This window comes from Thiocapsa sp., assembly GCF_018399035.1.
In the GTDB taxonomy this organism is placed as follows: Bacteria; Pseudomonadota; Gammaproteobacteria; order Chromatiales; family Chromatiaceae; genus Thiocapsa.
Genome location: NZ_CP073760.1, coordinates 1,947,767 through 1,961,466, shown reverse-complemented (window position 1 = coordinate 1,961,466; position 13,700 = coordinate 1,947,767). Strand labels below are relative to the sequence as shown.

Below are 13,700 nucleotides of genomic sequence, written 5' to 3'. Positions count from 1 at the left end.
CTCGATACGTGCGGCCCTCCGCCCGAATCGTGGATTCGGCGCGTGGCTTAAGCTCATTGCTCAGGTGCCCGGATGTCGCCGCGCACGCTGCAGTCGAGAGCCCCAACCCGGCGGCATGCTCGCTTCCGGACGGAGCGCAGATGGCTGACTTCGCAAAACCGGCGCTTCCGGTATGATCGGCGCCTAACCAGCCCTGATGCGAGGGATACAGTCATGCAGTTTCCTTACGGCTTAAGCGATTTCAGCAAGCTCATCCAGAACGGATACTTCTACCAGGACCGCACCGACCGGATTCCTCTCCTCGAAGCCGCAGGGGATCAACTGATCTTCATCCGGCCCCGCCGCTTTGGCAAAAGCCTGCTGCTGTCGATGCTGGAGAACTACTACGATGTGAACCGGGCGGCGCAATTCGAGGCGCTGTTTGGTCATTTGGCGATCGGCCGCAATCCCACGCCACGGCATAACCAGTATTTCGTGATGAAATGGGATTTCTCGCTGGTGAAAGCACAGGGAGAAGTCAAAGACATCGAAGCGGCGTTGCATCAGCATCTCAATGATCGCATGGCTCAATTTGCCGCCGATTACGCAACGCATCTCACCCAGCCCGTGACGCTGCGCCCGGATAACGCCATTTCGTCGCTGGAATCGCTACTGAGCGCGACGCGGGCGGCGGGCCGCAAACTCTATCTGCTGATTGACGAATACGACAATTTCGCCAACGACGTACTGATGGCCGGCCGTAAACAGGCCTATTACGAAGCCCTCTTGTATGGCGAGGGCTTACTGAAAACCGTGTTCAAGGCGGTAAAAGCGGCGGCGGGTGGTTTAGGGCTGGATCGGGTGTTCATCACCGGGGTGTCGCCGGTCGTCCTCAGCGACATGACCAGCGGCTACAACGTCGGGGAGAATATCTATCTCAAAGCGACGTTCAACGATCTGTGCGGTTTCACCGAGGCGGAGATCGCCGCCGTGCTGGCGCGCATGGCCGTGGAGGGCGGGTCCTGGTCGGCGGCGGAGGTCCTGGAGACCATGCGCACCTTCTACAACGGTTACTGCTTCAGCGAAACCGGCGGCGAGCGGCTCTACAACCCGACCCTGAGCCTCTATTTTCTCAAAGCCTTGCAGACCGATGGCGGCTATCCAAAGGAAATGCTGGACGAAAATCTGGCGATGGATCGCGGCAAACTGGCCTACATCGCCCAGCTTCCGCATGGCGAAGCGGTGTTGATTCAGGCGCTCAATGGTGCGGAGGGGGTGATCATTCCGCGCCTGGCCCGGCGCTTTGGCGTCGCGGACGTCTTGACCGCGGTCAAGGATCAGCCGTTCATGGCCTCGCTGCTGTACTACTTCGGGGTCCTGACCTTTGCCGGGCGCGGCGTGCTGGGCAAGGCGATCCTGAACATCCCCAATCTGGTGGCCCGCTCGCTCTATGTCGAACGGTTGCGGGAGCTCTGGCTGCCCACCTACGACGATCGCCAGACCATCCCGCGTCTGGCGGAAACCGTGTATCTCAAGGGCGATTTGGCCCCGTTGGTCGCCTTTATCGAACAGCGTTATCTCCCGGTGCTCTCGAATCGGGATTATCGTTGGACCAATGAATTGCTGGTGAAGATCGCCTTTCTCACACTGCTGTTCGATGACCGGCTGTACATGATGGTCTCGGAAACCGAGGTGGACCACGGCTATAGCGATCTGAGCCTGATTGTCCGATCCGATATGCGGCAGTTTCAGGCCCTGGACCTGTTGCTGGAATTCAAATACCTGAGCCTGAAGGATCTGGGCCTGACCGGGGAGCAGGTGCGTGAATCCACCGCGGCGCAATTGGAGGCGCTGCCATCCATCCAGGCGAAACTGACGGAGGCGGCGGATCAGGCGCAACGCTACGGCGCCGCCTTACGGACCCGCTACGGCCTGACCGATCTGCGCCTGTTTGCAGTGGTCGGCGTCGGGCTGGAGCGGGTGGTCTGGCGGGCGGTCCAGCCGGTCGGACCCTAGCGACAGGGAGGGTCGTCGGCAAGGCCAGGACGCTGTCGAAATCGACATCCCCCCGGACCGCCGACTTCAGTCGGCGAGCAGGGCAGGGTCAGGTCTTGTGTTTTGCATCACCCTCGCGCCGCACGATCCGGCTGATCTGCGCGTCCTGTCGGCCGAAAGACGCGCCGATCGTCGACCGCCCGAGGAAACCTGGGGCAGACCACGGTAGTCCGGCCCGAGCGGGCGGTCGTCGAGTGCAGGAAAGCCACCGCGCCACAAGAGGCCGTCGAGATCCTTCGGCAGGAGCCCGACGCTTGCCAGCTCCGCGATGGCGAAGGCCAGCAGCTCGATGCCCCGGCGAGCTCGCTTTCGCGCCGCATCCCCGCTTCAGCCGCCCGTGCGGTTGAATTTCCTATCCCTCGCCGCCCGGGGGCAACACCATGCTGCACAGCCGTCAGCAACCGGGATCGCCCAGCAGCCAGACCCGGTATGACGGCGACGATGCTATGCTCCCCGCGATCCACGATCCACGAGAGACGCCATGCGCTTCTTCACCACCGAAGGCCCGGTTCGGCCAGACCGTCACTACAGCCTGCCGCCGCTGTCGCGCTGGGATCTGGCCGAAGTCCTGAATCTGATCGACCAGGAAAAATACTTCCTGCTCCACGCCCCGCGCCAGACCGGCAAGACCTCCTGCCTGCTGGCGCTCATGGCGCATCTGAATCGGGAGGGGCGCTATCGGGCGGTCTATGCCAATTTGGAACCGGCGCAGGCGTATCGCGAGCAGGTGGATGCCGCCATGGCCACGGTGACTCAGGCCATCGCACACGGCGCGCGCTGGTGGCTGGGTGACGACCAGGCCGAAGCCGTGGCGGCGGAGGTTCTGGAGAGTCCCGGGCGACATCTCGCGGTACAGAGCTTTCTCGCCGAATGGTGTGCGCGATCGCCCCGGCCTCTGGTGCTGCTGCTCGACGAGGTCGATGCCCTGGTCGGGGATACCCTGCTGTCGCTGTTGCGCCAACTGCGGGCCGGCTATCCGCAACGTCCGACCGCCTTTCCCCAGACCGTCATCCTGTGCGGCGTGCGCGATCTGCGCGACTACCGCATTCATGCATCATCCGAATCTGAACCCATCACCGGCGGCAGCGCCTTCAACATCAAGGCCGAATCGCTGCGGCTGGGCGATTTCAGCGCCGCGGAGACCCGCACCCTGCTGCTGGAGCATACCCAAGAGACCGGGCAGGTCTTCACCCCGGAGGCGCTGGAGCGCGTCTGGGAGCTGACCCGGGGGCAGCCCTGGCTGGTCAACGCCCTGGCCTACCGCGCCTGTTTCAAACTGCCCGCCGGACGCGACCGGTCCCGGCCGATTACCTTAGACCTGATCGATCAGGCCAAGGAGGCGATGATCGTCGAGCGCGTGACCCATCTGGATCAGCTCGCCCACAAGCTCCAGGAACCGCGCGTGCGCCGCGTCATCGAGCCGATGCTGGCCGGGCTGACGCCGGAGACGGTCGCCGAGGACGACCGCGACTATCTGGTCGATCTCGGGCTGCTCAGGCGCGACGGCGCCGGTGGCCTGATCGTCGCCAACCCCATCTATCGCGAGGTGCTGCCACGCGTTCTGACCAGCGGTCCCCGGGATTCGCTGCCCCGCATCGCGCCGAGCTGGCTCAAGGCCGACGGCACCCTGGATCCGGCCGCGCTGCTCGACGCCTTCCTCGCCTTCTGGCGCCAACACGGCGAGCCGCTGCTCAAAAGCGCCCCATATCACGAAATCGCCCCCCACCTGGTGCTCATGGCCTTTCTACATCGGGTGATCAACGGCGGCGGTACCCTGGAGCGCGAATACGCCATCGGCATGGGGCGCATGGATTTGTGTCTGCGCTATGGGGCGGTGACGCTGGGGATGGAGCTCAAGGTCTGGCGCGATGGCCGCCCCGATCCGCTTGCCGAGGGGCTGATCCAGCTCGACGACTATCTCGCCGGCTTGGGGCTGGACAGCGGCTGGCTGGTGATCTTCGACCGCCGTGCCGGACAGCCGCCGATCGCCGAACGCACCGACAGCACCACCCTGCCCAGCCCCCGGGGGCGCTCCATTCACGTGATTCGCGCCTGACCTCGGCGGGGCGGGATCTGCGGCATCTTCAGCTTGCGGTATCCAGGGAGACGGATCACGCGGGTGGCGGCATAATGAAGTCACCTTGTTTTTGCCCGGTAGGGCTTGGCCGGGAGGTCGGGCCGGTCTAAGGTGTCGTCAGATGCAGGCTGCGCTCGGCCGCGCGGTGCGCGGTCGGGCCTGCTCCCGGGGCGGGGGACGCTCCACGCTCGGCCTTGACGGACCTCGACGTGAGCCTCAAACGACAGATCGTGATCTTCCTCGGGTTCCTGTCGGCCCTGCTGATCGGGGCGACCCTGCTGTCCTTCGCGCTCAGTGCCGGTCGGGTCGAGGGCCATCATCGGCATCTCGCACACGAGATGGGCGTGACCTTCTTCAAGCAGTTGGTGCTGACGCGCCGTTGGAATGCGCTGCACAACGGCGTCTATGTTCCCGTGACCGACCTGATCGCCCCCAACCCGTATCTGGAGGATCCGGCACGCGATGTCGTGACCCGCGACGGAGTGGAGCTGACCAAGATCAACCCGGCGTACATGACCCGGCTGCTCTCCGAGCTGGCGGCCGATCAGGAGGGTGTTCGCTTCAAGATCACCAGCCTCAAGCCACTGAACCCACTGAATGCCCCGGATGACTGGGAGCGCGATGCCCTGATGGCCTTCGATGCGGGTGTACGCGAGTACATCGGTCTGACGCAGGAGGGCGGACACGAGAGCTTTCGGTACATGGGTGCATTGATCACGGAGGAGCCCTGTCTAGCCTGTCACGAGAGAGACGGTTACAGGATCGGGAGCGTGCGCGGCGGGATCCGCGTGTCGCTGCCGTACGAGCCCTTTCGAACGGCCATCGGCGCCGGCGTCATGCAGCTGCGCATCGGTCATCTCGGCTTTCTCGCAACGGTTCTGGTGCTGATCTGGGGCGTCGGTTGGCTCTTGTGGCGCCAGGCTGCGCAGGTGGAAGGGCTGAACGCGCGCACCCGTGGCTTGAATCGCGAGCTCCACGCCAAGACGGAGGCGATGACTGCTCAGAATGCCGCTTTGGACGAGGCCCTGTCCGAGGCAGAGCGTGCCGGTCGTGCAAAAAGCGAGTTTCTCGCCAACATGAGTCACGAGATCCGCACCCCGATGAATGCGGTGATCGGGCTGAGCGATGTCCTGCTGCGGACGCCCTTGAGCGATGAGCAGCGCGATTCGCTCGGCAAGATCCGCAGTGCCTCGCGCATGCTCTCGGGGATCATCGCCGACATCTTGGACTACTCGGCGGTCGAGGCCGGACGGCTCATGCTGGATCCGCGAGCCTTCCGTCCGGCGGCGCTCGCCTCGCAGATGCAGAGCTTGTTCGGGCCGGCGATTGCGGCGAAGGGACTCAAGCTGCGCGTTCGAGTCGATCCCGAGATCCCTCCCGCGCTGCTCGGGGATGTGTCGCGTCTCGAGCAGATCCTCTCCAACTTGATCGGCAACGCAGTCAAGTTCACCGAGCAGGGCGAGGTCGTGCTGAGGATCCTGCATCTCGGGCGCGACGCCGATCGGGTGCGCCTGCGTCTGGAGGTTCGAGACACCGGGGTCGGCATGAGCGAGGAGACGGTCGGCCGGCTCTTCGAGCCCTTCTTTCAGGCCGATACCTCGAGCACCCGGCCCTATGGCGGCAGGGGGCTGGGGTTGGTGATCAGTCGTCTGTTGGTCGAGCGCATGAACGGGACCTTCGGAGTCGAATCGACGGCGGGCGAGGGCAGTACCTTTGCGGTCGAGCTGGCCTTGCCTTTGGCCGATCCTGCGGATGTCGAGACGCATGGTCCGGCGCCTCTCGGCGATCCGGGCGCCGGGGCTGTGACCGAGTCGGGTGACCCGTCGTCTGACCGACGTGTCGGGTCGCGCAAGTCACCCGTCCCCGATTTTTCCGGTGCCTCGGTCCTCGTGGTGGAGGACAATCTCCTGAATCAAGAGGTGGCCAAGCGCATCCTGGAGAAGACCGGCGCGCAGGTCACCCTTGCCAGCCATGGTGCGGAGGCGGTGGATCTGGTGCAGGCGCGGCGCTTCGATCTGGTGCTGATGGATCTGCAGATGCCGGTGATGGACGGTTTCGAGGCGACGCGACGTATCCGCGCGTCCTTTCCGGAGCTGCCCGTGATCGCACTGTCGGCCGCGGTGATGGAGGCCGACCGAGAGCGTGCGCGGGTGGCGGGTGTCCAAGGTCATTTGGCAAAGCCGATCGACAGCCGCCTGTTGTTCGAGACCTTGGCCCGCTGGTTGGCGCGAGATCCCGAGAAGGCTGGGGGCAAGGCGACGCCCGAGCCGCCGGTTGCTGCGCAAACGACGGCCGTGGCTGCGGGCGAGCCCGAGCCGGATGGGGGCGTGACTGGCCTGGACGATGCGGGCGCGCCCCTGCTCGTTGCGCGGCTGCGCGAGATTTGGACGCTTCTGGACACGGGCAACATGCGTGCGCTCGAGGGATTTGCGCAGGTCCGCGAGCAGATCGCGCGGATGCCGGGCAGCGAGTCACGCGCTCTGGACGATGCGCTCGACCGTCTTGATTTTGTCGAGGCAAGGGCCTCGGTATCCGCGCTGCTTACGCGTTTGACGACGGCCGACGGTCGGGGCCGTCCGCTTGAAGACCCTCGGATGATCGACCCATGACCAGCGACAAGGCTTTGCGGCCCGAATCCGATCGGGCGATCGAGCAGGCTTCGGCCACGGGCTCCGGTAGCCCGAAGCCGGCAGGCCCAGCCGGCGGTCCGGTCCGGGAGGCTCACGAACCGGCGTCGTCGCTGAAGGGACAAGCCCGCGCGGCGCTTGAGCAGGGGGATCTCGCATGGGCGACGCGCGATCTCGCGCAGGCCGACATCGAGCCGCTGAAGCTGATCGAGAACCTGCGCATCTATCAGGCCGAGCTCGAGATCCAGAACGAGGAGCTGCGCGCCGCACAGCTCGACACGGAACGCGCCGTGCAGCGCTATTTACGCCTTTTCTCCGACATGCCGATTGCCGGCCTGGTGATCGATCGTATCGGCCGGATCCTCGAGGTCAACCGTGTCGCGGGCGATCTCTTCGGACTGAGTACGCGGCATCTACGTCACCACTTTCTAACCCGATTCACGGATCGCGGGGGCGAGGCGATGCTCTACGAGGCGTTGCGCCAGGCCTGCGCGAGCGGCCGGGCGAGCGTCGCCGAGCTGACGTTCTCGAGCGGTGCCGGGGTCGGCTTTGTCGGCGAGCTCGCGTTGGCGGCGCTGCCCGCGGAGATGGACGATACGCGCGAGTGTCGGCTCCTCGCCATGGTCATCGATCTGACCGCGCGCAAAGAGACCGAGCGCGACCTCCTGGATCTGAATCGGCGGCTGGCCGAGACCTCGGCCCGGGCGGAGGTTCTGGCATCGCGGGCCGAGGACGCGAATCGTGCGAAAAGCGTCTTTCTGTCCAACATGAGTCACGAGATCCGCACGCCCATGAACGGCGTCATCGGGATGGTCGAGCTGTTGCTGGACACCGAGCTGACCGAGCGGCAGCGCGAGTATGCCGAGTGTGCGCGCATCAGCGCCGAATCCCTGCTGGGTCTGATCAACGACATCCTGGATCTCTCCAAGATCGAGGCGGGCAAGGTAGCCCTGGAGACGTCGGACTTCGATCTGCGCGCCAAGCTCAAAGAGATTGCGACGATCGTCGCTCATCGCGCGCGTGCCAATGGACTGCGATTGGTCTGCGAGGTGCCCGCGGAGGTTCCGGTGCTCCTGCGCGGAGACGCCGGGCGCTTGCGCCAGATCCTCGTCAACTTGGTGGGCAACGCGATCAAGTTCACTCCGAGCGGAGAGATCGGGGTCCGGGTCGAGATGATGTCGCCGGATGACGGCCAAGGCGAGGGCGAGGGTGAGACGATGTCGCCCTCGGACGAGATCCGTCTCGGTTTCGCTGTCCGCGACACCGGCATCGGGATCCCGGCGGACATGCTCGGGATGTTGTTCGACAGCTTCAGTCAAGTGGAGTCCGGGATCACGCGTCGCTACGACGGCACGGGGCTGGGCCTGGCGATCTCCAAACAGCTCGTCGAGCTCATGGGCGGGGAGCTCGGTGTCGAGAGCCGGGAAGGGCAGGGCTCGACCTTCCGCTTCAGTGTCCGTCTGCGCCGGGTTCCCGGGGCCGCAGGGCTGACCCGACCGGTGGATCCCTGCGATACGGATCTGCTGCGGCGCGTCGCGGGTCCCGAGCCGCCGTCGGCGTGTGCGGGCGATGCCGGCCCGATGACTCCCAATCCGGCGCCGCGTTTCGACGGCGCTTCGATCCTGGTCGCGGAGGACAAGCCTCTGAACCAGGTGGTCGCGAAACGCCTGCTCGAGAAGACCGGGGCACGTGTCACCTTGGTGGACGACGGGGCCGCGGCCGTGGCCATCGTCGCGAGGCAGCCCTTCGATCTGGTGTTGATGGATCTGCAGATGCCGGTGATGGACGGCTTCGAGGCGACGCGTTTGATTCGTGGCCAGGCACCGGATCTGCCGGTGATCGCGCTTTCGGCCGCCGTGATGGACGATGACCGGGAGCGGGCGCGCGCCGCCGGTGTCGATGCCCATCTGGCCAAACCGATCGACAGCCAGGCGCTCTACCGGACCCTGTCCATCTGGTTGGCGCCGGGTACCGCCGAGACCCGAGCAAGCGCCTTGCCCGAGGTCTCGGAGCCGGATCGCCCGGGAGCTCGACCCGGCCCGGACGAGCCCGCCCCGAGTCTTCCGAGGACCCTCGAGGGGTTCGATCTGGAGCAGGGTCTACAGTGCGCCGGCGGCGATGCGGTCTTCTATCACACCCTCTTGTGGGGCTTCCGCGACGAGCTGGGCAAAGAGCTTGCGGATCTCGCCGAGCGGCTCGGGACCGGCAAGGACGCGGGGACCTCGGCTCGGATGGTACACACCCTCAAGGGGCTCGCTGCAACCGTCGGTGCCGTGCGTCTAAGCGCAATCGCGATGCGTCTCGAGAGTGCCCTGAGGAACGGGGCTTGCGTGACGGCAGAGATGCTCGGGGAGCTCGACGAGGCATTGATGCAGGCCCGGGCGCGATTGGATGGTCTGCAGCCGCCATCGAAGGCGTCTCCCGGAGACGGGACGCGAGAGCGGCGACGTGCCACCGATGTCGTCGCCGACGAGGCAAGCCCCGCTGCGAGGAGGGCTGTGCCGATTTGGCCTCATGCACGGCGTCCGAGTCTGTTGATCGTGGACGACCAACCCATCCAGATCCAGGCGATGTATCGGGTCTTCCAGGATGATTGCGAGGTCTTCATGGCGACCGACGGCGAGCAGGCGCTCGCACACTGTCGGCGCACCCCCCCCGATCTGATCCTGCTCGACGTCATCATGCCCGGGATGGACGGATTGGCGGTCTGTCGCGCGCTCAAACAGCAGGGCGCAACCGCGGACGTTCCCGTCCTCTTCGTCACGGCGCAGACCGAGGCATTGGATCAAACCCAGGCGCTCGAGGCCGGCGGTGTGGATTTCATCAGCAAGCCGGTCAATCCGGCCGTGGTCCGGGCTCGGGTTCGAACCCATCTGACCCTGAAGGCGCAAGCCGACCTGATGCGCGACATGGCCTATCTGGACGGGCTGACCGGCATCGCCAACCGGCGCGCCTTCGACGAGCGCCTGCGCACGGAGTGGCGTCGGGCGCAACGCGACGGCAACCCGCTTGCGGCCTTGATCCTGGATGTCGACCACTTCAAACGCTACAACGATCGTCATGGCCATCAAGAGGGCGACGCCTGTCTGCGGGCGATTGCCGAGGCACTGATCGGGGTTCCCTGTCGCGGACACGATCTGATTGCGCGCTACGGCGGAGAGGAATTTGTTTGTCTGCTGGCCGGTTGCGACATGACGGCAGCCATACGGCGGGCGGAATGTCTGCGCGTCGCCGTCGAGGATCTGGGCATCCCGCACCTGGATTCTCCGGTGAACGCTCACGTCACGGTCAGTATCGGGGCGGCGGTGCTCGTGCCCGATGATCGAACGCTTCCCGAACGACTGCTCGAGCTGGCCGACGAGCAGCTCTACCGCGCGAAGGCCGCCGGCCGGAACCGTGTCGTACCCGGTGCCGCGGGGTAAGGCGGCATCATTCCCGTCGCGTACACAAAGCAACGTGTCAGAAAACGTTGAGCACCCGTTCCAATCGTTGTCGTTGTCGTAATCGACAACGATCGACAACGACAACGACAACGACAACGACAACGACAACGACAACGACAACGACAACGACAACGACAACGACAACGACAACGACAACAACGGCACGGCGCTGCAATACATTTGCAAACCGACGTCGGATTCGATACACGCTCTTGCGTCGATTCGGGTCATCGGCGAGCATAGCCGAGAAAGCGACTCGGGGTTTCGGGGCGGATCTTCAAGCCAGAGGTGTTCGAGCGTTGGTGCGCCGAGTCCAGAATTCAGGGGGGTCGTGATGTGGTCCGACCGGGAGGGAGATCATTGAACGAACGCTTTTCGGGGGTGCGCAACCGACCAACGTCGGCGAGCGGCGGCGAGCCTGAGTTTTTCCGACGTATGGTCGCGGCGAGCGCCGACGGTTTTGCCTACCTCGATCGCGATCTCACGTATCGCGCCGCCAACGCCACTTACCTGAGCTCCTGGGACTTGACCTCCGGGCAGGTCATCGGCCGTCGCGTGGACGAGATCATGGATCGGGATTTCTATGCGAAGGAGGTCAAGCCACGCTTGGAGGCATGTCTCGCCGGAGAAAGGGTCGTGTACGAGGCCCAGCTCCCGAGGCGAGGCGTGCGGACCGGCTGGGGTGAGGTGAGCTATGCGCCGTGGCTCGACGAGCTCGGGGAGGTCGACGGGGTCGTGGTCTGCGTGCACGACATTACGGCCCGACACGCGGCGAACAATTCGCTCAGCCGCCTTGGAGAGATCGTCGAGACGGCGCAGACCGAGGTGTATGTCTTTGACCCCGAGCACCTGTGTTTCGAGCAGGTGAATCAGGGCGGTCGATCCAACCTGGGCTTCGGCATGGACGAGCTCGCCGCGATGACCCCGTTGGATTTGATGCCCGATTACGATACGCCGACGTTTATCCGTTTGCTCGAGCCGCTCCGTCAAGGAAGCAAGAGCCAGGTTGTGTTGCAGACCCGGCATCGGCGCAAGGACGGTACCTGCTATCCCGCGGAGATTCGTCTGCAACTCCTAGGCAAGGAGCCACGTTTCGTCGCCTTGACCACGGATACGACCGAGCGCCAGCGTGCCGAGGAGGCGATCAAGCATCTTGCGTTCTTCGATCCGCTCACGGGCCTGTCCAACCGCCGTCTTTTGATGGATCGGCTCGCTCGCGCGGTGTCGGCGAGTCGGCGCAGCCAGCTCACGGGCGCACTGATCTTCATCGATTTGGACGATTTCAAGACGCTCAACGACACCCTTGGGCATGATCAGGGCGACCGGTTATTGCGCCAGGTCGCCAAGCGTCTCTCGTCCTGTATTCGCGAGACCGACACGCTCGCCCGTCTCGGCGGCGACGAGTTCGTGGTGATGTTGGAGCGTCTGAGCGGTCGAGCGGAGGAGGCCGCGACGCAGGCGGAGGTCATCGCCAACAAGCTGCTTGCAGCACTGCGCGAGCCTTGTGCACTGGAAAATCATGAGTATCGCTGCTCGGCCAGCATGGGTGTGACCCTGTTCGGGCGGCGGCCCGTGCGCGTCGAGGAGTTGATGAAGCAGGCCGATCTGGCCATGTATCGGGCCAAGGCCGCGGGACGCGACACAGTGCGTTTCTTCGACCCCCGGATGCATGTCGAGGCGTCCGCGCGTGCGGCACTCGCCTCGCGCCTGCGCCTGGGATTGGATCACGGCGAGTTCCTTCTCCACTACCAGAGCCAGGTCGACGGAGCGGGACAGGTGACCGGTGCCGAGGGGCTCCTGCGCTGGCAACACCCGCAACGAGGACTGCTCGAGCCTGCTGCCTTCATCCGCCTGGCCGAGGAGACCGCGACGATCCTGCCGTTGGGTCGATGGGTTGTCGAGATGGCCTGCGCCCAATTGACAAGCTGGTCCGAGCGCACCGAAACGGCCGGCCTGACGCTCGCGATCAACATCAGTGCGGTGCAGTTTCACCACCCGGATTTCGTCGCTCAGGTCTTCGCTGCGATCGAGCGGCACGGCTGCGATCCGAATCGCCTGAAACTCGAGATCACCGAGAACCTCCTGCGCGACGACCGCGAAGGCACGATCGCGAAGATGTCGGTGCTCAAGGAGCGGGGCATCGCCTTTGCACTCGATGACTTCGGAACCGGCTACTCCTCGCTGGCGGATCTCGGACGGTTGCCGTTCAAGGAGCTCAAGATCGATCGCTCCTTCGTACAGGATCTCGTGACCAACGAGCGGGATGCGGCGATCGCGCGCACCATCATCGCCTTGGGCGACACGCTCCACCTCGATGTCATCGCCGAGGGGGTCGAGACCGAGGCCCAGCGCGACTGGCTGGCCGGGCACGGCTGCCATGCCTTTCAGGGCTATCTGTTCGGCCGGCCGGGTCCGGCGGCGACCTCGGCAACGCGGCTGGATGCGTGACCCCGGCCCCGGCAGGTTCAGTGCTGCCCGACCAATGCCTCAGACCATCTTGTTCAGCCTGTATTCGAGGATCCCCTGTGCACCTGCCGCGCTGAGCTTCGGGACGAGGTCCCGCACCGAGGCGGCATCGACGATGGTCTCGAGCGCCAGCCATTGACGGTCGTAAAGATGGCTGACCGTCGGGGCGTGCAGACTCGGCAGCAGTGCGACCACGGCGTCCAGGCACTCGGCCGGCACGTTGCACTTGAGCGCGACCTTGTGGCGAGCCCGCAGGGCCGCTTGGAGCATCAAGGCGATCTGCTCGATCTTGGCCCGCCGTGCGGGATCCTGCATGGCTTGGGGGTTGGCGATGAGGTGCGTCTCGGTGATCAGCAGATCCTCGACGATGCGCAACCCGTGGGCGCGAATGGTACTGCCCGTCTCGGTGATCTCCACCACGGCGTCGACCAGCCCCTCGACCACCTTGGCCTCGGTGGCGCCCCAGGAGAACTCGACGGCGGCTTCGATCCCGCGCTCGGCGAGATAGCGCGTGGTGAAGCCGACCAGTTCGGTGGCGATCTTCTTCCCGGCCAGGTCCTCGACCCGCTGGATCGGCGAGTCCTGAGGCACCACCAGGACCCAGCGACTCGGGCGATTGGATGCCTTGGAGTAGGTGAGGGTGCAGATCTGCTCGACCTCGGCTTGCGATTCCAGGATCCAATCCAGGCCGGTCAGCCCGAGATCCAGCGCGCCGCGCTCGACGTAGGGGGCCATCTCCTGGGCGCGGATCAGGGCGCAGCGGATATCCGGGTCGTCGATGTCGGGGTAGTAATTGCGCGCGTGCGCCGTGATGTTCCAGCCGGCTTGGGCGAACAGCTCGATGGTGGCTTCTTCCAAGCTTCCCTTCGGGATGCCGAGCTTCAATAGGGGCATGCGGACTCCGGTCGATGGCTTCAGTGCGGACCCGCTATTATGCGCCGAATCAAACATCGCGAGTGCTTGCGTATTCCGCAGCGACGGCCTATACCGAGCGCACGTGGGTTTTTCGCAAAGGTCGGGACGTCGCTCTTTAGGAAGGCCGCGCGATCCGGC

General features: G+C 65.0%; 6 protein-coding genes. 5 read left to right on the top strand and 1 reads right to left on the bottom strand.

Features of this window, described 5'->3' with window-relative positions; genetic code table 11:
* Positions 1 to 213 precede the first annotated feature (213 nt).
* The 5 genes from KFB96_RS08890 to KFB96_RS08870 all read left to right on the top strand — a co-directional run bounded on the left by KFB96_RS08890 (position 214) and on the right by KFB96_RS08870 (position 12,629).
* Positions 214 to 1,995 (top strand): AAA family ATPase, encoded by a 1,782-nt coding sequence (locus KFB96_RS08890; protein WP_213462219.1) that lies wholly within the window; start codon positions 214 to 216, stop codon positions 1,993 to 1,995.
* A gap of 520 nt (positions 1,996 to 2,515) precedes the next feature.
* On the top strand, positions 2,516 to 4,090 hold the full coding sequence (locus KFB96_RS08885; RefSeq protein ID WP_213462221.1) for an ATP-binding protein: 1,575 nt from the start codon (positions 2,516 to 2,518) through the stop codon (positions 4,088 to 4,090).
* A gap of 230 nt (positions 4,091 to 4,320) precedes the next feature.
* A complete protein-coding gene (locus tag KFB96_RS08880) occupies positions 4,321 to 6,720 on the top strand; it encodes a response regulator (protein ID WP_213462223.1) in 2,400 nt (799 codons plus the stop codon).
* Positions 6,717 to 10,160 carry a response regulator gene (locus KFB96_RS08875; RefSeq protein ID WP_213462225.1) on the top strand — a complete coding sequence of 1,148 codons (3,444 nt, stop codon included), beginning with the start codon at positions 6,717 to 6,719 and terminating at the stop codon, positions 10,158 to 10,160. The genes KFB96_RS08880 and KFB96_RS08875 overlap by 4 nt, the downstream gene beginning before the upstream one ends.
* A gap of 381 nt (positions 10,161 to 10,541) precedes the next feature.
* Positions 10,542 to 12,629 carry an EAL domain-containing protein gene (locus KFB96_RS08870; protein WP_213462227.1) on the top strand — a complete coding sequence of 696 codons (2,088 nt, stop codon included), beginning with the start codon at positions 10,542 to 10,544 and terminating at the stop codon, positions 12,627 to 12,629.
* A 39-nt stretch (positions 12,630 to 12,668) separates the two neighbouring features.
* On the opposite strand, the gene hisG is transcribed toward KFB96_RS08870, so the two are convergent.
* Entirely contained in the window at positions 12,669 to 13,541 is an 873-nt protein-coding gene (gene hisG / locus KFB96_RS08865; RefSeq protein ID WP_213462229.1) for an ATP phosphoribosyltransferase, read from the bottom strand.
* Positions 13,542 to 13,700: the final 159 nt, after the last annotated feature.